17 protein-coding genes are annotated in these 21531 nt (G+C 64.1%); 14 read left to right on the forward strand and 3 right to left on the reverse strand.

Translation table 11 applies throughout. The features are described from left to right. Window positions 1-29: 29 nt before the first annotated feature. Window positions 30-2741 carry a pyruvate, phosphate dikinase gene (gene ppdK / locus JI75_RS03290; protein ID WP_039688738.1) on the forward strand — a complete coding sequence of 904 codons (2712 nt, stop codon included), beginning with the start codon at window positions 30-32 and terminating at the stop codon, window positions 2739-2741. A 162-nt stretch (window positions 2742-2903) separates the two neighbouring features. Here the strand turns inward: ppdK and mnmA are convergent, their stop codons facing one another. The 3 genes from mnmA to cysK form a co-directional block, all read right to left on the reverse strand. Then, entirely contained in the window at window positions 2904-4019 is a 1116-nt protein-coding gene (gene mnmA, locus JI75_RS03295) for a tRNA 2-thiouridine(34) synthase MnmA (protein ID WP_052241552.1), read from the reverse strand. Further along, window positions 4019-4456, reverse strand: coding sequence for an RrF2 family transcriptional regulator (locus JI75_RS03300; RefSeq protein ID WP_039688739.1), 438 nt, complete (start codon window positions 4454-4456; stop codon window positions 4019-4021). The genes mnmA and JI75_RS03300 overlap by 1 nt, the downstream gene beginning before the upstream one ends. Before the next feature lie 203 nt (window positions 4457-4659). Beyond that, window positions 4660-5589 (reverse strand): cysteine synthase A, encoded by a 930-nt coding sequence (cysK, locus tag JI75_RS03305; RefSeq protein ID WP_039688741.1) that lies wholly within the window; start codon window positions 5587-5589, stop codon window positions 4660-4662. Window positions 5590-5800: 211 nt separating this feature from the next. On the opposite strand from cysK, the gene dgt reads away from it, so the two are divergent. The 13 genes from dgt to uvrA all read left to right on the forward strand — a co-directional run bounded on the left by dgt (window position 5801) and on the right by uvrA (window position 21522). Beyond that, on the forward strand, window positions 5801-6880 hold the full coding sequence (gene dgt / locus JI75_RS03310) for a dGTP triphosphohydrolase (RefSeq protein ID WP_039688743.1): 1080 nt from the start codon (window positions 5801-5803) through the stop codon (window positions 6878-6880). Window positions 6881-6911: 31 nt separating this feature from the next. After that, window positions 6912-7601, forward strand: a complete 690-nt coding sequence (locus JI75_RS03315; RefSeq protein WP_039688745.1) for an AzlC family ABC transporter permease — start codon at window positions 6912-6914, stop codon at window positions 7599-7601. Then, window positions 7598-7933, forward strand: a complete 336-nt coding sequence (locus tag JI75_RS03320; RefSeq protein ID WP_039688747.1) for an AzlD domain-containing protein — start codon at window positions 7598-7600, stop codon at window positions 7931-7933. The genes JI75_RS03315 and JI75_RS03320 overlap by 4 nt, the downstream gene beginning before the upstream one ends. A 226-nt stretch (window positions 7934-8159) precedes the next feature. Continuing rightward, window positions 8160-9971: a flavocytochrome c gene (locus tag JI75_RS03325; RefSeq protein ID WP_039688749.1), complete on the forward strand. Its 1812-nt coding sequence runs from the start codon at window positions 8160-8162 to the stop codon at window positions 9969-9971. 93 nt (window positions 9972-10064) lie between these two features. After that, complete coding sequence (locus JI75_RS03330) at window positions 10065-11555, forward strand: helix-turn-helix transcriptional regulator (protein ID WP_082019732.1); 1491 nt, start codon at window positions 10065-10067, stop codon at window positions 11553-11555. A gap of 268 nt (window positions 11556-11823) precedes the next feature. Further along, the gene (gene rplS / locus JI75_RS03335) at window positions 11824-12171 is read left to right on the forward strand and encodes a 50S ribosomal protein L19 (protein WP_039688751.1); all 348 of its coding nucleotides are present in this window, start codon (window positions 11824-11826) and stop codon (window positions 12169-12171) included. A 73-nt stretch (window positions 12172-12244) separates the two neighbouring features. Beyond that, window positions 12245-13042, forward strand: a complete 798-nt coding sequence (locus JI75_RS03340) for a ribonuclease HII (protein ID WP_039688754.1) — start codon at window positions 12245-12247, stop codon at window positions 13040-13042. Window positions 13043-13180: 138 nt separating this feature from the next. After that, window positions 13181-13621 (forward strand): YraN family protein, encoded by a 441-nt coding sequence (locus JI75_RS03345; protein WP_052241553.1) that lies wholly within the window; start codon window positions 13181-13183, stop codon window positions 13619-13621. Continuing rightward, window positions 13618-15114, forward strand: coding sequence for a YifB family Mg chelatase-like AAA ATPase (locus JI75_RS03350; protein ID WP_039688755.1), 1497 nt, complete (start codon window positions 13618-13620; stop codon window positions 15112-15114). Before JI75_RS03345 ends, JI75_RS03350 begins: the two co-directional genes overlap by 4 nt. Before the next feature lie 28 nt (window positions 15115-15142). After that, entirely contained in the window at window positions 15143-16057 is a 915-nt protein-coding gene (gene dprA / locus JI75_RS03355; protein WP_240993212.1) for a DNA-processing protein DprA, read from the forward strand. Window positions 16058-16126: 69 nt separating this feature from the next. Then, window positions 16127-17509, forward strand: coding sequence for a methylenetetrahydrofolate--tRNA-(uracil(54)-C(5))-methyltransferase (FADH(2)-oxidizing) TrmFO (gene trmFO / locus JI75_RS03360; protein ID WP_240993213.1), 1383 nt, complete (start codon window positions 16127-16129; stop codon window positions 17507-17509). Continuing rightward, entirely contained in the window at window positions 17510-18454 is a 945-nt protein-coding gene (locus tag JI75_RS03365) for a tyrosine recombinase (protein WP_039688760.1), read from the forward strand. A 170-nt stretch (window positions 18455-18624) separates the two neighbouring features. Continuing rightward, window positions 18625-21522, forward strand: a complete 2898-nt coding sequence (uvrA, locus tag JI75_RS03370) for an excinuclease ABC subunit UvrA (protein ID WP_039688762.1) — start codon at window positions 18625-18627, stop codon at window positions 21520-21522. The last annotated feature ends 9 nt before the right edge of the window (window positions 21523-21531 follow it).

Here is a 21531-nt window from a genome sequence, read left to right on the forward strand (position 1 = left end):
ACAAATGAATCAGTGCTAAGGAGAACAAGGTGACTGAGCAAGTCAAACGCGTGTACCGGTTCGGTAAGGACTCCCAGGGCGTCAACGTGACCGAGGGTGCGGCGAGCATGAAGGGGGTGCTGGGCGGCAAAGGCGCCAACCTCGCTGAGATGGCCAACATCGGCCTTCCCGTTCCTCCCGGGTTCACCATCACCTGCCAGACCTGCATGGAGTACGCGAACGCCGGCAACGTCTGGCCCGACGGCGCCCTCGACGAGATCCGCGCGTACCGCGTCGACCTCGAAGAGCGCATGGGCAAAAAGATCGGCGACGCGTCCGACCCGCTTCTGGTCTCCGTCCGCTCCGGCGCTCCCATGTCGATGCCGGGCATGATGGACACGGTTCTGAACCTCGGCCTGAACGACGAATCCATCCAGGGGCTCATCGCCCAGACGGGCAATCCCCGTTTCGCATGGGACTCGTACCGCCGCTTCATCCAGATGTTCTCCAACGTGGTCATCGGGCTCGACGGGGACCTGTTCGAGAACGCCATCATCGCCATGAAGCAGCGCCGCGGCGCCGCCTCCGACACCGATCTGACGGCGGAGGACCTCGCCGAGCTGGTGTCGGAGTTCAAGGCGATCTTCTCCCAGAACACCTCGGCTGCCGATTACCCCTCCCTGGTGGTCGACGGCGAGGTGCGCTTCCCGCAGGATCCCATGGTCCAGCTGCAGCTGGCCATCGAGGCCGTGTTCGGCAGCTGGAACAACCCGCGCGCGACTCTGTACCGCCAGAAGAACAAGATCGCCGACGATCTGGGCACGGCTGTGAACGTCCAGTGCATGGTGTTCGGCAACAAGGGCAACACCTCGGCTACCGGCGTGGCGTTCACGCGCAACCCCGCCGACGGAACCAAGGAGTTCTACGGCGACTACCTGGTTAACGCCCAGGGCGAAGACGTCGTCGCGGGCATCCGCAACACGAGCCCCATCTCCGAGCTCAAGCACGTCGAGGGGCTCACCGAGGCCGGTCAGGAACTCGAGGACGTGTTCGTGCTGCTCGAGAACCACTTCCGCGACATGATGGACATCGAGTTCACCATCGAGCAGGGCAAGCTCTGGATGCTCCAGACCCGCGCGGGCAAGCGCACCGCCGCATCCGCCCTCAAGGTCGCCATCGACATGCAGCGCGAGGGCCTCATCTCCAAAGAGGAGGCCGTGTGCTGCGTCGAGCCCTCGCAGCTCGACCAGCTCCTCCATCCCCAGTTCGATAAGAACGCCCGCTACGACGTGCTCGCCCGCGGTCTGAACGCGTCGCCGGGCGCTGCGGTGGGCAAGGTCGTGTTCTCGGCCGCCGACGCGGTCGAAGCGGCCGAGCGCGGCGAGAAGACCGTCCTCGTGCGCTGGGAGACCACGCCCGACGACCTGGCGGGCATGATCGCCGCCGAGGGCATCCTCACCTCGCACGGCGGCAAGACCTCGCACGCCGCCGTGATCGCCCGCGGCATGGGCGCTCCGTGCGTGTGCGGCGCCGAGGCGCTGCGCATCGACGCCGAGAAGAAGCAGGCGACCGTCGTCGGCACCGACGTGGTGCTGCGCGAGGGCGATATCATCTCGCTGGACGGCACCACCGGCATCGTCGTCCTGGGCGCGGTCGATCTGGTCCAGCCCGAGCTGACCGGCGATTTGGACACCATTCTCGAATGGGCCGACGAGTTCCGCACTCTCGGCGTGCGCGCCAACGCCGACAATCCCGAAGACGCCCAGCTCTCCCGTGAGTTCGGCGCGGAGGGCATCGGCTTGGACCGCACCGAGCACATGTTCCTCGGCGAGCGCAAGCAGATCATCCAGAGCTTCATCCTCAACGAGGACGAAGAGACCCGCGAGAAGGCCATCGCCGACCTGTACGCCGCCCAGACCGGCGACTTCTACGGCATGTTCAAGGCGATGGACGGCCTGCCCGTCATCGTGCGCCTGCTCGACCCGCCGCTGCACGAGTTCCTGGAAAGCCCCCGCACCCTCGATGTCGAGATCGCGCGCATGGAGGCGTCCGGCGCCGATGCGCGCGCGGTTGCCGAGAAGCGCGCGCTTTTGGCCAAGATCGATTCGTTCGTCGAAGCCAACCCGATGCTGGGCCTGCGCGGCTGCCGTCTGGGCATCGTGTACCCGATTCTCCCGGTCATGCAGGTCCGCGCCATCGCGACGGCGGCGGCCCGCCTGAAGAAAGAAGGGCTCGATCCTCGTCCCGAGATCATGATTCCCCTGGTCAGTACTGTAAACGAGCTGGCGAAGCTGCGCGAGGTCGCCCAGCGCACCATCGCTGAAGTGGTCGAGGCGGAAGGCGTCGAGCTCCATCTGGAGATCGGCACCATGATCGAGCTCCCGCGCGCGGCCGTCACCGCCGACGAGATCGCCACGCAGGCCGACTTCTTCAGCTTCGGCACGAACGACCTCACGCAGACTACGTTCGGCTTCAGCCGCGATGACGTCGAGGGCGAGTTCATCCCGCAGTACCTCACCGAGAAGCTGCTGCCCTACAACCCCTTCGCGACCATCGACCCGGGCGTTGCGAAGCTGGTGAAGATGGGCGTCGATCTGGGCCGTCAGGGCAATCCCGACCTCACGGTCGGCGTGTGCGGCGAGCACGGCGGGGATCCTGACTCCATCCACGCCTTCCACAAGATCGGGCTCGATTACGTCAGCTGCTCTCCCTACCGCGTCCCGGTTGCGCGCCTCGCCGCCGCCCAGGCCGCTCTGAAGTAGGAAGCCGCTTCCCATCGGAGGCTTGCGTTTCGAAGAAAGAGGGGAACCCGCGCCTGTCCGCGGGTTCCCCTCTTGTTCCATATAAACGCGAGCATCGTCGCGCCGGCCGCGCGGGCTTGCGGCCCTGCGGTCGAAGGCGAGGGCCCGCAGACGACCCGCGCGTTAGGCAAGGACGCGCTCGATGGTCCCGCCGCATACGACGGTATCGCCGTCGTATGCCACCGCGAACTGCCCGGGTGCGCAGGCGCGCTGCGGTTCGGCGAAGGTGACGACCAGGTTCGTCTCGCCAACCTGCTCGACGGTTGCGGGCCGCGCGGCTTGGCGGTAGTGCGCCTTGACGCGCAATGCGGCAGGTTCTTCCAGACGGGCCCGCGCGATGAAGTTGGCGTCGCGCACGAGGATCCGGGTGCACAGCGTGTTGCGGTCGAAATCGACGATCAGCCGGTTTCCCTCGACGTCCTTCGCGTAGACGTAGAGCGGCTCCGGCGCCGCAACGCCGATTCCCTTGCGCTGGCCGACGGTGTAGCGCGCAAGCCCGTCGTGGGTTCCCAGCACCGTTCCGCTGCGGTCGACGATCTCTCCCGCTTCGAACCTCGAGCCTGTTCTGAGCTCGATGAACCGCGCGTAATCGCCATCGGGGACGAAGCAGATGTCCTGGCTCTCGCGCTTGTCGGCGTTGATGAACCCGTGCTCGGCCGCCATCGCGCGCACCTGGGGTTTGGTGAGCTCGCCGAGGGGGAACAGCATGTGCTCGAGCGTGTCCTGGTCGAGGTGGAACAAAACGTAGCTCTGGTCTTTGTTCCCGTCGACGCCGCATCTCAGCTCGTAGCGGCCCGTCCTCTCGTTGTAGCCGCGCCGCGCGTAGTGGCCCGTGGCCACGTAGTCGAACCCCAGCTCGCGCCGGCGCGCCTGCAACGCCTCGAACTTGACGTAGCGGTTGCAGTCGACGCAGGGGTTGGGGGTCATCCCTCCAAGGTATCCGTCGCAGAACCGGTCGATGACCTCCCGGTTGAACGTCTTGGTGAAGTTGAACACGTAGTGCGGCACGCCGATTTCCAGGCAGACCTGCCGCGCGTCCTCGGCATCTTTCAGCGAGCAGCAGGTCTTCGATTCGGCGAGGCAGGCGTCTTCGTTCTCGAACAGCTTGAGGGTGACCCCTTGCACGTCGAAGCCGGCTTCGGCGAGGGCGAGCGTGGCAACGGAGCTGTCGACGCCGCCGCTCATAGCGGAGAGGACCCGCTGTCCCGCCGAGGGGTATGCGTGTTCGGGCGCCTTCATCAGATCGCGTAGCTGTCTGCCGCCACGGGCGATTCGTCGTCGACGATCTTCTGCAGCGTGATGCCGCTCAGGTACTCCCTTATGAGGCTGTCGAGCCCGCGCCACATGCTGCCTTCGAGGAAGGGCGATGCCGGCGTCCATTCGAGATCTCCGTCGTCGAGCGCTCCGACGGGGGAGAGGCTTCCCTCCGTTGCGTCGAGGATGTCGTAGATGCTGATCTTGTCGGCGGGGCGAGCGAGCTTGTACCCGCCTGATGCGCCGCGCGTCGATTTCAGGAGCTTGGCTCCGGTGAGGCTGGGCGTGATCTGCTCGAGGTACTTCTTCGAGATGCACTGGGTTTCCGAGATCTCCTTCAGGGACACCGGTTCGGCTTGGCCCTTCGTGGTCAGGTAGATCATCAGGCGCACGGCGTAGAGGCCTTTGGTGGAAATTCGCATGGCGGGCCTTTCGGGCGGTTATTCAGGTTTCGTCGAATGGGCAGATCATATCACAGAACCAGGATGCGCGGTCGAGGGAGGGGAGGCGCTGCGGAAGCCCGGCGGGCCCCTCAAAGCGAGATCGGGGCGCCCGGAGTCCGAGCGTCCCGATCGAGACGGCGCATCTGTGCTTTTCGGCGCGTCGGAACCGCCTTTGCGGTTTCCTAGAAGTTGAACATCGCGGTGGACAGGTAGCGCTCGCCGGTGTCGGGGAGGATGGCGACGATGACCTTCCCCTCGTTTTCGGGGCGCTCGGCCAGCTTGCGGGCGGCGGTCACGGCAGCGCCCGACGAGATGCCCACCAGCAGCCCGTCGTTGGCTGCGAGCTCGCGGCCGGTCTCGAACGCCTCTTCGTCGGTGATGGTGATGATCTCGTCGTACACCGCGGTATCGAGGGTGTCGGGAACGAATCCGGCGCCGATGCCCTGGATCTTATGGGCGCCCGGGCGGCCTTCGGACAGGACGGGGGAGCCGGCCGGCTCGACGGCGACGACCTTGATGTCGGGGTTCTTCGACTTGAGGAACGAACCCGTGCCCGAGATGGTGCCGCCGGTGCCGACACCCGCGACGAGGATGTCGATATTGCCCTCGGTCGCCTCCCAGATCTCGGGGCCGGTGGTGGCGGCGTGGACGGCGGGGTTGGCGGGGTTGACGAACTGGCCGGGGATGAAGGAGTTCTCGATTTCGGCATGAAGTTCGTCGGCCTTGGCGATGGCGCCCTTCATGCCCTTCGAGCCGTCGGTGAGGACGAGCTCGGCGCCGTAGGCCTTCATGAGGTTGCGGCGTTCGACCGACATGGTCTCGGGCATGGTGATGATGATGCGGTGGCCGGTCGCAGCGGCGATGGCGGAAAGCCCGATGCCGGTGTTGCCCGAGGTGGGCTCGATGAACACGGTGTCATCGTCGATGGCGCCGTCGGCCTTGGCCTGATCGATCATGGCCTTGGCGATGCGGTCTTTCACCGAACCGGCGGGGTTGAACGACTCGACCTTGCCGATGACGGTCGCGCGAAGCCCGTGGTTGGCCTCGAAGTTCGAGAGCTCCACCAAGGGGGTGTTTCCGATGAGCTCGGACACGTTCTTGTAGACGGTCATGATTCCTTCTTCCTCTCGTGCCCGAGCGCTTTGTCGTTCGAGCTCCTGCGTACAGCTAAATCCTATTATGTATCTAGGTAAAGTCAAGATAGCAAAGGCGGGCCTTCATATTATCTTGAAACGGACAGTGCGCCTCGGCGATTGCAGGCGGTCCGTTTTTTGGCTAACATCGGGGAAGATGTTGTCGATGCGGCTCTTGAAGGGAGGGACCATGCGCGTTACCAGAAGGGAAGACCAAGAGCTTCGCGAGCGCGAGGTTCTAGGCGGCGACGCGACGCTTTCGTCCGAGAGCGAGGGGCGCGACCGCTCGTCTGCGCCAGATATCCTCCGCAACGATTTCCAGCGCGATCGCGACAAGATCCTCCATTCCAAGGCGTTTCGCCGCCTGTCGCATAAAACGCAGGTCTTTCTGGCCGTGGAGGGCGACCACTACCGCACGCGCCTGACCCATACCCTCGAGGTGTCCCAGATCTCGCGCACGGTTGCGCGGGCCCTGTCGCTGAACGAGGATCTGACCGAAGCCATAGCCCTCGGCCACGATCTGGGGCATACGCCGTTCGGGCACGCGGGGGAGGCCGCGCTGTCCGATTGCCTTGCGCGCCGGGAGGGCCTCGTGCTGGACGGGCCGTCGTTCGCGGGCAGCGGAGACCGTTCCCACCTGCTGTTCCAGCACAACCGCCAGAGCCTGCGCGTGGTCGAGGCGATCGAGAACGGCGGTGCGGGGCTGAACCTGACGGCCGAGGTGCGCGACGGCATCGTGTGCCACAGCGGGAACCTGCGGGCCGAAACGCTCGAGGGGCGCGTGGTGGCCGTATCCGATCGGATCGCGTACGTGAACCACGATATCGACGATGCCATCAGGGCCGGCTTGCTGTCCAAGGCCGACCTGCCCGAGTCGACGCGCGCGGTTATCGGGAAAGACCATTCGGAGCGCATCGAGTCGCTCGTGCTCGACCTGGTCGAGACGTCGGCCGAATTCGGGGATATCCGCATGTCGGATCCCATGTGGGCCGCCATGATGGAGCTCCGCTCGTTCCTGTTCGACTCGGTGTACACCAGCTCTGCGGTGAAGACGGAGGCGGACAAGGCGTCTCGCCTGATAGGATTGCTGTTCGAGCACTATGTCGAGCATCCCGGCGAAGTGCCCGGCGAATACCGGGACATCGCGGGCGGGGATGCGGTGGTCGCCGCGGTCGATTACATCGCGGGGATGACCGACCGGTTCGCGCGCGACAGCTTCCACGACATCTTCTCGCCCCGCTCGCTGCGGGCGAACGAATTGGCGTCCTAAACGGGGCTTCGTACCTCTATAATGGATCCCTATGCTTTCTCGCGATAACATACAAGCGGCCTTCGGCGCGGCTTTCCCCATCGTGCTCGGCTACGTGGCCATCGGGATCCCGTGCGGCATCCTCAGCTCGTCCATCGGGATGAACGCGCTTCAGGTCCTCATCATGTGCCTGCTTTTGTATTCGGGAGCGGGTCAGTTCATGATTCCCAACATGTGGCTGGCCGCCTCGCCGGTCGCCTCGATCGTGGCGAGCGTGTCGCTGGTGAACATGCGCCACATCCTGTATTCGACGTCCATCACGTCGTGGGTGAGAGACGTTCCCCGTCCGCTTTCGTTCTTCTTCGCGGCCACCATCACCGACGAGAGCTTCGGCGTGAATATGAACCGCTTTCTGGCGGGCGATTGGTCGGTCGAACGGGCTACCTGGGTGAACTGCTTCTCGTGGTCGTCGTGGACGCTCTCGTGCGTGGCGGGAACCTTCATCGGCAGCGCCCTGAACATACCCCTTCCCATCGCGGCCTTCGCCATGACCTCGATCTTCATCTGCCTTATGGTCACGCAGAAGATGACGCCGTCCAACATCGTCGCCATAGCGACCGCCGTTGCGGGCGTGTTCTTGTGCAAGCTCGTCGGCCTGTCGGGCCCGGCGATCCTGCTGGGAGCAACCCTCGGCGTCGTCGCGGCCATCGCGTTCGACCGGCTGAGGGAGGTGCTTCGATGACCGCTCCCATCACCTGGCCCGACTTCTTCATCATCCTGGCCGTCACCGCATCGTGCATGCTTGCGAGCCGCGTGCTTCCCATGATGCTCCTGAAAGGAAAGGAGCTCCCGACGCGCGTGTCCGATGCGCTGGGATACATCCCTCCCGCGGCGTTCGCCGCGCTTGTCGCGAACGACCTTCTGACGCCGGGGATGTTCGATGCGGGTCTTTGGCCCGCGGGAGCCCCCCTCGCGGCCGCGCTGGTCGTGATGGTGGTCGCCCGGCTCACGAAGTCGCTGCTCTGGTGCGCCGTGGCGGGCATCGCAGCCTATTCGCTGCTCATGCTGATCTAGCGCACGCGCGTTCGGGATGGGTTCGGTTACGGGACTCGGGTCCTGAATTACCTGATCGAGGCTATCGTACTCAAAGTACGATGCGTCTCTGGCGCAGCTTCGCGCTCCTTCGGCGTGCGTATCGAACCTGTAGGGCGATGCGGGCCCTCCTTCTTTCTTCCATAGTTTCGACCGATGCCGATGCGCGTTGTCGGCTGCTTTCGAAACGTGAGAAGGAGGAAGGGAAATGGATCGAATCTCGCGAAGGGGTTTCATTGCAGGAGGAGCGGTTGCCGCATTGGGAGGGTCTCTTGCGCTTATGGGCTGTGCGCCGGGCGAAGCCGGTCGGAAGGGATCGAAGGCTTCCGCACAAGCGGCGGGCTCCGGCACCGCAGTGGGGAAGGGAGGGGAGCTCACCGTAGAAGTCGTCGTCGAGAACGGGAAGCTCCTCCATGTGAACAACCTCAAGTCTCGGGAATCCGAAGGGGTTGGGACGGCGGCCATGGACATCATTGCCGATCTAGCCGTCGAACACCAGACCCTCAACATCGATTCCGTCTCGGGCGCGACGCTGACCAGCATGGCGTACCTGTCGGCTCTTTCGTCTGCACTCGATGCAGCGGGGGAGAAGTCTTCGGAATGGAAGAAGAGGGACAAGGCGGCCGTGGAACTTCCCGACGGCATGCCGACGGAGGCCGATGTCGTGGTCGTGGGTGCGGGAGGGGCCGGGTATGCGGCGGCCCTGACGGCGGCCCGAGCGGGGAAGAACGTGGTTCTTCTGGAGAAGCTCGGAATCACGGGCGGCGACACCATCTTGTCGGGCGGCGCGATCTCGGTTCCCGGAAACTACTTCCAGAGAAGAGACGGGATCGAAGACAGCGCAAGCAAGCTCGCAGAGGATATGCTGGTGGGCGGAGACAATATCGGGGATCCCGAACTGGTTCGCGTCATCGCCGAGGGCGCTTACGACGCGATGGAGTGGCTGACGTTCGAAGCCGATGTGGCATGGCAGCCTTACCAGCAGTTCTTCGGCGGTCATTCGGTGGCTCGCTCTCTGATCCCCTACGGGCAGGAGGGCAGCGAGCTCATCGTCAAGCTCGATAAACGCGCCGCAGAGCTTCCTAATCTCACCGTGGTGAGGAACATGAAGGTCGAAGAGCTGATCATGAACGGCTCCTCGGTGGCCGGGGTCAAGGCGACCCATCTGCTTTCCGATCGGAAATACGAGTTCTCGTCGAAATCCGTCGTGCTTGCCACGGGCGGCTTCGGGTCCAATGTCGAGATGCGCGTCAAGTACAACCCCGAAATGGATGAGAGCATCCTGTCCACCGACAGCGTCGGCGCCATGGGAGACGGCATCACGATGGCCGAGAAGATAGGCGCGAACCTGATAGACATGCAGTACATTCAGACGTATCCGACATGCGACACCGAGACGGGCTCGCTGCTCTACACGGGCAACATGAGGCTGAACATGAATGCTATATGCATCAACAAAGAGGGGCGTCGCTTTGTGGAGGAGCTGGAGCGCCGCGACGTCATATCGAATGCGGTGAAGAAGCAGACCGACGGCATCGGCTACATGCTGTTCTGCCAGAAGCAGGTGGATTCGACGGGGGTGTTCCGCGCGAACGAGAGCGAGGTCGACAACCTCATGTCCCGCAAGAAGCTCGTCAAGGCCGATACGCTCGAAGAGGCTTGCTCCGGGTTCGGCATCGACGCGGCGGAGCTTCGCGTGACGCTCGATAAGTGGAACGAGTACTGCAAGCAGGGCAAGGACCCCGATTTCAATTACCGGGGCACGCTGAACCCGATCGAAGAGGGCCCCTACTACATCTTGGCGTACAAGCCCTCGGTCCACTACACCATGGGCGGGCTGCACATCAACGTGGATGCCGAGGTGCTCGACGAAGGCGGCAAGGCCATCCCCGGTCTGTTCGCAGCCGGCGAGCAGGCGGGCCACAAGATGGGGAACAACCGGTTGGGATCCTGCTCCATCGCCGACATCTTCGTCTTCGGCCGCATCGCAGGGGAAAGGGCCGCTTCCTTCGCACGTTAGCGGGAATCTTGCGAGAATCGAATGAGACGCGCCTGCGGGCTTGCCCGCGGACGCGTCTCGACGCGTATCTGAGCCTCGAGTAGAATTCACTTTATGAAACGGGATACCTGCTACACCGATAATGCATCGGAACCCACCCTTTCCAAGGGGGTTTCCGCCTTGCTGCATCATCGCGACGCCTTCCTCGTGAAGGATGTCTTGGGGTTGGCGCTCTACATCGCATGGAGTTTCGTCTTCTGGAACGGCTCGCTTCTGTTCGAGAGCGTCAGGGGAGAGGCGATCATCGGGCAATCCCAGATCGTTCAAGCTGCTTTCACGGCGGTCGCCGCCCTTGCGATCGCGCTGTCTGCGACCTCCCTTTCGCTTCGAAGGCGGGCCGTGTGCTTCGGCGTTCTTTCGCTGGTGTCTTCGGTGGCGATGGTTATCGGCGCGCTGTCGGGGTACGGCGACGCTCCGTCTGACTGGATGGTTGCCGCCTTCGCTTTGAGCGGCATCGGCAGCGCGTTCCGCTTGGGCTGGGAAGAGAGGCTCTCTGTCCGAGGAGTGGGGTACACGGCGGTGGGGGCAGCCCTGTCGTATCTGGTCGGTTTCGGCTTGTTCGTCTCGGTTTCCGCCCTCCCGTCCTTTGCCGCCCTCGTGGTTTCGGCCTGCATGCCCCTTGTCGCATGGGGTCTCATGTTCGTGCCGCGCGCAGTCGAGTCGGCGGGTGATCCCGAGGAGCGTCCTCGTTGCGACGAGGGCGAAGCCGCGCCAACCGCCCTTTTAAGGCGCATTCCATGGAAGCTCATGATCGCGTTGGCTCTGACGTTTTTCGGGTACGGGGCAACCAGGGTCGGCGGCGTTGCGGGGGGCTTCGAGGCGACGGGGATATTTCACAGCGTGTCTCCCGGGACCCCGGCCCTCGCTTCGTGCTCGGCTATCATTTTGGCCTGGCTGTTCTATCGATGGAAGCCCATCTTCGCCCTGTACCTGGCCTTTCCCTTGATTGCCGTCGCCTCGGTCGTTCCGGTTTCCTTCGATCCGCTTGCGGGGGCGACTCTGTTCTGCACGGCGCTCGTCGGTGCGGAACTGGTGAAGTACCTGGTGTGGTTCTTCATGATAGATTCGATCATGAAGAGGGATATGCCGGCGCTTTTCTGCCTTGCGGTCATGAGGTTCTCCCAGTGGGCGGGAAGCTGCCTCGGCCAGATCGGAGCCGATGTTCTCGAGGACACCGCAATGGTTACCATAGCGGTGTTGATTTCGCTGATGGTCGCCCTTCTCATCCTGATAGGGTTCCCCTTTTCGGAGTCGGGCGAACCGGGTGCGCTTTCACGGGATTCGGACGCCTCGGACCCAGGCCGACCGGAGGAAGCCCCTCTGTCGTTCGAGCGTCGCGTTCGCCTTCTGTCCGAGAGGCACAGGCTGTCTCCCCGGGAATACGAGGTCCTTTCCATATGGGTTACGGGCCACACGGCCGGTTACATCGAGGAGAAGCTGGTCATCTCCAAAAGCACGGTCAAGACCCACCTGAACCACATCTACTCGAAGACCGGCACCACGAATCGCGACGAGCTTCTTCGGGCGCTGGAGGACTTCGGATAAGGGACTTGCGGGTGACTGCCGCCCCGTATCTTTCCCTGGATCCCCGCTTTTGCGAGAATGCGGCTCTGAGGTTTTCGAGGAAACCCCTCTTCTCTCCCTTCGAGCGGCGAGCGCTGTTATAATCCTCGGTGCGCGGCCCGCTTATGCATGAAATGAGCAGGTCTAAAATGCTCTTGCATACGGGGCGTTGTGGCGATATACTACCTAATCGCGTCTTAAGCAGATTGCAAAACGGCTTTCAAGTTTTACCATATAGAAGGAAACAGACATGGATATCATTCGCGCTATCGAACAGCAGCAGTTCAAGCAGGATCTTCCTGTTTTTCACGTGGGCGACAACGTGAAGGTTCACTATCGCATCACCGAGGGTAACCGCGAGCGTATCCAGGTCTTCCAGGGCGACGTCATCCGCCGTCACGGCGAGTCCAGCCGCGAGACCTTCACGGTTCGCAAGATGAGCTTCTCCATCGGCGTCGAGCGCACGTTCCCCGTGCATTCCCCCAAGATCGACAAGATCGAGGTCGTGCGTCACGGCGACGTTCGCCGCGCCAAGCTCTACTACCTCCGCGACAAGGTCGGCAAGGCCGCCAAGATCAAGGAGAAGTCGTTCCGCTAGGAGCCGCTGTCATCTCAAGCCCATGCTACGGCGTGGGCTTTTTCTTTTTACCGGCTTGATCAAGGAGGGCGGTATGGGCGATTCGGGCAATCGGGCGACGGTGGGGCAGATCAAAGACATGCTGTCCAAAGCCGATCGCGCCGGGTTCGCCAAGCTCGAGCAGGAGTTTTCGGACGACGACCGCAAGGGGGTCGTCGCCGCTTTCGCATCCGCGCGAAGGCGATTCGATCGGGAAGACCGCGAGCGGGAGCGCCTCGAGGGGCTGTACCGCTTCGAGCGGGATCTGGCACGCGAGCGCGAGGCTTCCGTTATCGTCGGTTTGGACGAGGTCGGCCGCGGGCCTCTGGCGGGTCCCTTGACGATCGGCGCCGTCGTGCTCGATCCTGCGGTCCCCATAACCGGCCTGAACGACTCCAAGCAGGTTAAGCCGGAAGATCGGCCCGCAATGGCCCGCATGGTCAAGGAAACGGCGCTGGCCTGGAGCATACAGCACATCCAACCGGACGAGATCGACGCTGCCGGGATGGCCGCCTCGCTGCGCGTTGCGTTTTCGCGGACGATCGCGGATATCGAGCGCCAGGGAATCGTTCCCGACCTCGTCCTGATCGACGGGAACCCCCTGCATGTCGACGAGCGCGAAGTCAACGTCGTCAAAGGGGACGGCAAGTGCGCGTCGATCGCCGCCGCCTCCGTCATAGCGAAAGTCGAGCGCGACTCCTTGATGGTTGAATATTCCCGCCGATTCCCGCTCTACCGGTTCGACGAATGCAAAGGTTACGGATCCCCAGCTCATATCGAAGCGATCAAGCTGCATGGGCTGTCCCCGATACACCGGAGGAGCTTTTGCAGGTCTTTCTGCCAGGATGAGTAGAAGCGGCGCTGCCGTTCGGATGGAATGCTGCGACTTTTGTTCCAAACCGCGTTCGATCTAAGCCGCGTTTCCGATCGATTTCGGTTGGATCCGCGTCGGATCGTCTCCCTATCCTCTTTTCGGATGAAAGGAGACGGTATGGCTGCAAACGCTGTCGAAGAAAAGCCGAAGGCCTGCGCCGAGCCCGAAGGGAAGGCGCGCATCGAGGATATGACCCCCTGCGAATTGGGGATTCGGGGCGAGCGGGCCGCCGAGCGCTATCTGCGCATGCGGGGTTACGAGATCATCGAAAACAACTGGACGTGTTTCGCAGGAGAAGCGGACATCATCGCGCGCGATGGCGACTGCATCGTGTTCGTCGAGGTGAAAACCCGTTCGAACCTGAATGTGGGTTTGCCCGAGGAGGCGGTGGACGCCCACAAGAAAGCGCGGTACGAGAAGATCGCGGCATGCTACCTCAGGGAGATGGAGCAGGGCTTCGACGAGGTGCCCGTGCGCTTCGACGTGATAGGGCTGTTGGTCGTATCCTCCGATCGAGCCCTGGTCCGCCATCACATCAACGCGTTCGGGCAGCTATGAGCGCACGGTACGGCCGCTGCACGGTTCTGTCGGCGGGTTTGAGGGGTGTCGAGGCGATGCCGGTCGAAGTCGAGGTGTCGGTGTCGTCGGGGCTTCCGGGATTCTATATCGTCGGGCTGGCAGACGCGGCCGTTCAAGAGTCGAAAGAGCGCGTCCGCGCGGCGTTGAGGGCGGCGGGGTTTTCCATGCCGGGAGATCGCGTGGTGGTCAATCTCGCCCCTTCCTTCCTGAAGAAGCGCGGCACGGGATTCGATCTGGCTATCGCCCTGGCGGTCCTCGTCGCCTCGGGTCAGGTTCCCGCGCGCTTCGTCGAAGGCAGGATGTTCGTCGGCGAGCTGTCCTTGGAAGGGTCGGTCCGCCCGATCAACGGCCTTTTGGCCTGCGCGGTCAAATCTGCCGAGATGGGAGTGGAGTTCGTATGCGCCGACGCTCCTGAGAGGCTGGTAGAGGTCGAAGGAGCCTCGCTGCGGTGCATGGGGTCTTTGGCGGCGGCACGCACCGGCGAGCTCGGCTGCGTTTCCTGCTGTGCGGGCGAGCTTTCCGGTCCGCTGTCGGACTATGCGGACGTTTCGGGCAACTCGTTTGCGAAGCGCGCTCTCCAGATCGCGGCGGCGGGGTCTCACGGGCTTCTGATGATCGGTCCCCCCGGATCGGGAAAGACCATGCTCGCTTCGCGGCTGCCCTCGATCCTTCCCGCCCTCGATAGGAAATCGGCGCTGGAATCGGCTCTGATCCACTCGGTCGCGGGAGGCGACATCTCATCCATCCTGGCCGGTGTCAGGCCGTTTCGAGCGCCTCATCACAGCGCGAGCGCGGCGGGCCTCATAGGGGGAGGGTCTCCGCTTCGCCCCGGCGAGATCTCGCTTTCCCATAACGGGGTGCTGTTCCTCGACGAGCTCGCAGAGTTCAAAACCTCCGTTCTCCAAGGGCTTCGCCAGCCGCTGGAGGAAGGGCGCGTCACCATCACGAGGGCCGATGGGAACACGGCTTTTCCGGCCCGGTTCATGCTCGTCGCCGCGTCGAATCCCTGTCCGTGCGGCTATCTGGGCGATCCCGAGCGCGCTTGCACCTGCACGCCCTCCCAGATCGCCTCGTATCAGGCCAGAGTGGGCGGCCCTCTGCTCGATCGCTTCGACATGCAGATCGATGTGAGGCGCGTTCCCCCGAACGAGATCATGAGCCTCGATCGGACGGAATCGTCGTCGTGCCTTAAGGAGGGGGTGTCGAGGGCCCGCAGCTTCGCGGCGTGGAGGAGGGCGCGGTACCCGTGCGATCCGTCCACGCAGGGAATCATCGAGTCGTGCCGCATGGCCGAAGGCGATGCCGAGTTCTTCACCTCCGTTGCGCGCGCCCATGCGATGAGCGGGCGGGGGATGGCGCGCACCCTGTCGGTCGCGCGAACCATTGCGGATATGGCCGAACGGGAATCGGTGTCCCGTTCGGATTTATGCGAGGCGTTGGAATTCAGATTGAGGAGGGCGGAGGGATCGTGAGCAATGCAGAGAAAGGGGAGGGTTCGAGGTGAGACGTCCGATGCTGGAAGGGGGCCGCTTCATCATCGAATGCGAGAGCCGCTTGTTTCCCGAAAGCCTCAAGCACGTGCGCAAACCGCCCAAACGGCTTTTCATCGTGGGGAACCCCCATGCGCTTGAAAGCGGGCTCGCGGTGATCGGGGCGCGGCACGCCACCCCGTACGGCAAGGGCTGCGCGGCCCGTTTTTCCCGGAAGGCCTCCGAACGAGGGGTCGTCATCGTGTCGGGCGGAGCTCGGGGATGCGATGCCGAGGCGCATCGCGCAGCCGTCGAGTCTCGATCCAAGACGGTGGTGTTTCTGGGAGGGGGCTGCGACCGTTTGTACCCCGCCGAGCACCGGGCGCTGTTCCAGGATGTGATCGATAGCGGAGGAGCGGTGGTGTCGGAACACGAATGGGGCACCGAGCCGCGTCCCTATATGTTCCGAGAGCGCAACCGCCTTATCGCGGGTCTTGCGAAAGCCGTGCTCATCGTCGAGGCCGGCATGCCCTCGGGCACGTTTTCCACGGCCGACGAGGCGCTCGAGTCGGGAAAGCCGGTATTCGTCGTTCCGGGGGCCATCACGTCTGCGTACTCGCGGGGCTCGAACCGCCTCCTGTACGACGGCGCGATTCCGATCATCGACGATGAAACGTTCGAGGACCAGATGACGGCCGTATTCGGCTCATTGCAGGACGAGAGGGGGCCGGCTGGCGACGGCGTTTCGGTTTCGAACTGCGGGGAGGTCGTGCAGGCCTTGCTGGCCGAGCCGCTATCGTCCGAAGAGCTGTGCGCGCGGTTCGCTTCGCACGGAACCCCCGATCGGGTGCGGGGCTGGATCATGGGCGAAACGGTGAAGGCCGAGGCGCGCGGCTTGATCGCGCGCCAACCTGACGGGAGGTGGGCGTCTGTCGTGTCCCGATAGCCGTGTGCGGCGGATGCGTGCGCGCCAACGGGGGCGGCGGGGCCGAAGCTCATGCGCTACACTGTCGCCATGGATAAAACGATCGCGATAATCGGCGCGGGGCTCGCGGGCACCGAAGCCGCCCTTCAGCTCGCCTCGCGCGGGTTCGGGGTCTCCCTGTACGAAATGCGCCCTGAAACGGGCACCCCGGTTCACGTAACCGGACGATGCGCCGAGCTCGTGTGCTCGAACTCGCTCAAAAGCACCAAGCCGGAAAGCGCTGCGGGCATGCTCAAAGCCGAGCTCGCCGCCCTCGGTTCCTTCGCCTACGCCGCTGCGCTCGAGACGCGCGTGGCGGCGGGCGGCGCGCTTGCGGTCGATCGGGACGCGTTTAGCTCCGCGCTCGACCAGAGCGTGCGTCGGCATCCGAACATCGAGGTCATCGAAGGGGAAGTCGAGAGTCTGAGCCTTGTCTCCCGATCGGCCGATGCGGTGGTGGTCGCGAGCGGCCCCCTCACCACCGATGCGCTTGCGCAAGAGCTGTCTTCGATAACCGGGTCGGACCGCCTGTCGTTTTTCGACGCTGCGGCCCCAATCGTCATGGCCGACTCCATCGACTACGGCAAGGTCTTTCGCCAGAGCCGCTACGAGGACGGCGGGGAAGGGCCCGGCGGCCAGGGGGACTACCTCAACGCCCCGTTCACGCGCGAAGAGTACGAGAGGTTCGCATACGCCCTGCTCGAGGCGGAGCGCGTCATCCAGCGCGATTTCGAGGCGAAGGATCTTTTCCAGGCATGCCAGCCCATCGAGGAGATCATGCGGAAGGGGATCGATGCCCCGCGCTTCGGCCCGCTCAAGCCCGTGGGCCTTACCGATCCGCGCACGGGCCGGCGTCCGTACGCGGCGCTCCAGCTGCGTGCGGAGAATGCGGAGATGACCGCATACAACCTGGTCGGCTTCCAAACCAACCTGCGCTTTCCCGAGCAGAAGCGCGTGTTCAGCATGATCCCGGGCCTGGAACGCGCCGAGTTCGCCCGGTTCGGCGTCATGCATCGCAACACCTTCATCGATGCGCCCCATCTGCTCGATTCCAACCTCGCCCTGCGCGGCGCGGCGCTCGGGGGCGTCCCGATCTATGTGGCCGGCCAACTGGGGGGAACGGAAGGGTACTGCGAGGCGATCCGCTCGGGCCTCCATTGCGCGCTGGCTATCGCGGCCCGCTTCAAGGGGATCGAGCCGCCCGAGCTTCCCGCTGAAACCGCGTTCGGCGCGCTTCTGCGCTACGCCACCGACCCGCAGACCGAGGGCTACCAGCCCATGCACGTCAACTTCGGCATCATGCCGCCCCTTTCCGAGCGCGTGAGGAACAAGGGCCTGCGCTACGCTGCGTACGCGAAGCGGGGTGCAGAGGCGCTTGCGGGCTATGTCCGCATCCTCGAATCGGAGGGGCTTTTGGAACGGGACGGCTGCTAGATGGGTGAAAACGATGCGGGAGCCCTGCACTCTGCGGAAACGTGCATCGACCGTTTCTGCGGGTCGTTGAGGGCCGAGCGCAACTGCTCAGACCATACCTTAAGGGCGTATCGCGGCGACATCGCGGCGTTTCTCGCGTGGTGCGAGAGGGGCGGATACGACTTCCTGTCCATCGACCATCGGGGGCTGCGCCTCTACCTCGCCGAGCTCGCGCAGGCCCGCTACGCCCGATCGACCGTGAATCGTATCCTCTCGTCGATCCGGGCCTTCTACCGCTGGCTGCTGGTCGAGGGCGCCATCCAGTCCGATCCGGCATCGGTTCTGCAGGGTCCGCGCCAGGGGGCGCGGCTCCCCCGCGTTCTCAAGCCGCAGGAGATGGCGCGGCTCCTCGGCGTGAACGCGGTGGACGCCGGCGAAGGGGACATCGGCAAGGCCGAGGCCGTCCGCTTGCGCGACCAGGCTATCCTCGAGTTCCTCTACGCGTGCGGTGCGCGCATCTCCGAGGCGTCCGAGCTGCGCAACGACCTGGTTGATTTCTCCCAATGCCAGGTGAAGGTCGTGGGCAAGGGCCGCAAGGAGCGCATCGTGCCCGTTCATGCTCTGTGCCTCGACTCGATGATGAGATACCGCCGCCTCGCCCGTCCGGTGCTCTTGCGCGGTGCTGAGAGCGAGTTCTTCTTCGTGTCGACGCGCGGCAACCAGATGAAGACCGACGCGATGAGGAAGATGTTCAAGCAGACGCTTGCCCAGGCGGGTCTTCCCGCCGACATCACGCCCCACGACATGCGCCACACCTTCGCGACCGACGTGCTTGCGGGCGGGGCCGATCTGCGCAGCGTGCAAGAGATGCTGGGGCACGCCTCCCTTTCGACTACGCAGATATACACCCACCTTACCGTCGAGCGCCTCCGTCGGGCCCATCGTGCGGCGCATCCCCGCTCGTAGGCGAAAAGCGAACAAAAAGCGGTTTTTCAGAGACTGCGTTACAAGACGGTTCCGTCTTCCGGCCAGACGGTAAAATCCGACTATTGCGCAGATACCCGTCCGGCGACCGGTCGGGTGGTTCGGCCCCGCTGCGGGGCCTGCGCGCCGACTTGGGAAAGAAGAAGGTTCACATGGGTCAAAGCGAAATCGTCATCAAGGGCGCGCGCGAGCATAACCTTAAAAACGTCGACCTGTCCATTCCGCGCGACAAGCTGGTGGTGATCACCGGTCTGTCGGGGTCGGGCAAGTCGAGCCTGGCCTTCGACACGATGTACGCCGAAGGGCAGCGGCGCTACGTCGAGAGCCTTTCCAGCTATGCGCGCATGTTCCTCGGCCAGATGAGCAAGCCCGATCTGGACAGCATCGACGGGCTTTCCCCCGCAGTGTCCATCGACCAGAAGACCACCAGCAGAAACCCGCGCTCCACGGTGGGCACCACCACCGAGATCTACGACTACCTGCGCCTTCTGTACGCGCGCGTCGGCGTGCCGCACTGCCCTGAGTGCGGGCGCGTCATCCAGAAGCAGACCACCGACCAAGTGACCGACGAGATCCTGAAGCTCGCAACCGACCAGGCCGACAAGGCCATCGTCATGGCTCCCATGGTCGAAGGGAAGAAAGGCGAGTTCACCCGCCTGTTCGCCGACCTGAACCGCGAGGGCTTCGCCCGCGTGCGCATCGACGGGGAGATCGTTCGCCTCACCGGCGAGGAGATCGTGCTGAACAAGAAGATCAAGCACTTCATCGAAGTGGTGGTCGATCGCGTGTCCCTCAAGGAATCCGCGACGACGCGCATCGCAGAAGCGGTCGAGATCGCCACCTCGCTGGCCGACGGCCGCGTGTTGGTCCAGGTCATCGGCAAGAGCGGCGACCAGGACGTCGCCTCCAAGAAGACCTCTTCGGGCGCCACGGGCGGCCTGGCCGAAAACGAGCACATGTTCTCGCTGGCTCTGGCCTGCCCCGAGCACGGGCATTCCATGGCCGAGCTTCAGCCCCGCGACTTCTCCTTCAACGCCCCGTACGGCGCCTGCCCGGACTGCTTGGGTTTGGGCAGCAGGGAAGAGGTCGATCCTGCGCTGGTGGTTCCCGACACCTCGCTGTCGCTGAACGAGGGGGCGGTCGCCCCGTTCAAAACGGGCAACTACTACCCCCAGGTCCTCGTCGCGGTGGCCCAGCACCTCGGGGCCGACGCCGACACCGCGTGGGAGGACCTGCCCGAAAAGGTGCGCGACGGGCTGATGAACGGCGTAGCGGGCCGCGTGCGCGTCGACTACGTGACCGTCGATGGCCGCGAAACCTACTGGTACATCGAGTGGGGCGGGATCCTCAAGGCGATCGAGGACAAGCTGAAGGAGGCGTCAAGCGACCGGCAGCGGGAAAAGCTGGAGGCCTACTTCGCCACGATCCCGTGCCATACCTGCAAGGGCCGCCGCCTGCGCCCCGAGATCCTCGCCGTCACCATCGAGGGCAAGTCGATCATCGACGCCTGCGAGATGAGCGCGATCGAGTCGCTGCGGTTCTTCCGATCCCTTTCGTTCGAGGGGGCCGACGAGAAGATCGCGGGCCCGATCGTGAAGGAGATCGTCGCGCGTCTGAAGTTCCTCGTCGACGTGGGGCTCGACTACCTGACCCTCGAGAGGGCCACCGCCACGCTTTCCGGGGGAGAGGCCCAGCGCATCCGCCTTGCCACCCAGATCGGCGCTGGTTTGACGGGCGTGCTCTACATTCTGGACGAACCGTCCATCGGGTTGCACCAGCGCGACAACGAGCGGCTCATCGAGACGCTGCGCCATCTGCGCGACCTGGGCAACACGGTGGTGGTGGTCGAGCACGACGAAGACACGATCCGCGCCGCCGATTTCGTGGTGGACATGGGCCCGGGCGCGGGCGAACACGGCGGCGAGGTGATTGCGGCGGGTACTCCCCAGCAGGTCACCGATACGATCGGTTCGGTCACCGGAGACTATCTGAGCGGGCGGAGGTCCATCGAGGTTCCCGCCGAGCGGCGCAGCCCCAACCGCGGCAAGCTGCGGCTTGCGGGCGCTTCGGAAAACAACCTGAAAGACGTCTCGCTCGATATCGAGTTCGGCACGCTCACCGTCATCACGGGCGTGTCGGGTTCGGGGAAAAGCTCGCTTATCACCGATACCCTGGCTCCGCTTCTGGCCAACCGCGTGAACCGGGCGCGCCGCCGCACGGGAGCCTACAAGAAGATCACGGGCGTGGACAAGATCGACAAGGTCATCAACATCGATCAAAGCCCCATCGGCCGCACGCCGCGCTCGAATCCCGCCACCTACGTCGGCCTGTGGGACGACATCCGCGCCCTGTTCGCCTCGACGCAGGAGGCCAAGGCGCGCGGGTATTCCCCGGGGCGCTTCTCGTTCAACGTGAAGGGCGGCCGCTGCGAGGCATGCAAGGGCGACGGCCAGATCAAGATCGAGATGCACTTCCTCCCCGACATCTACGTGCCGTGCGAGGTGTGCGGCGGCGAACGCTACAACCGCGAGACGTTGCAGGTCACGTATCGAGGAAAGAACATCTCGCAGGTTTTGGACATGACGGTCGACGATGCGCTCGAGTTCTTCGCGAACATCCCGGGCATCAAGCGCAAGCTGCAGACGCTGCACGACGTCGGTTTGGGCTACATACGCCTGGGCCAGCCGGCCACCACGCTGTCGGGAGGCGAGGCCCAGCGTGTCAAGCTGTCCAGCGAGCTTGACAAGCGCCAGACGGGCAAGACCTTCTACATACTGGACGAACCCACCACCGGCCTGCACTTCGAAGACGTTCGCCAGCTGCTCGTGGTGCTGCAGCGCCTGGTAGATGCGGGGAACACCGTTTTGGTCATCGAGCATAACCTCGATGTGATAAAATCTGCCGACCGAATAGTCGATCTCGGTCCTGAAGGGGGCTTCCGCGGGGGGACCGTAGTGGCGGCGGGCACGCCCGAAGAGGTTGCCCGTGTGGCCGAAAGCCACACCGGCCGGTTCTTACGGCCCCTGCTCGGTATCGAATCGGGGCGTTAGGGAACGCCC

The sequence above is a fragment of the Berryella intestinalis genome (assembly GCF_000814825.1).
Classification (GTDB): domain Bacteria; phylum Actinomycetota; class Coriobacteriia; order Coriobacteriales; family Eggerthellaceae; genus Berryella; species Berryella intestinalis.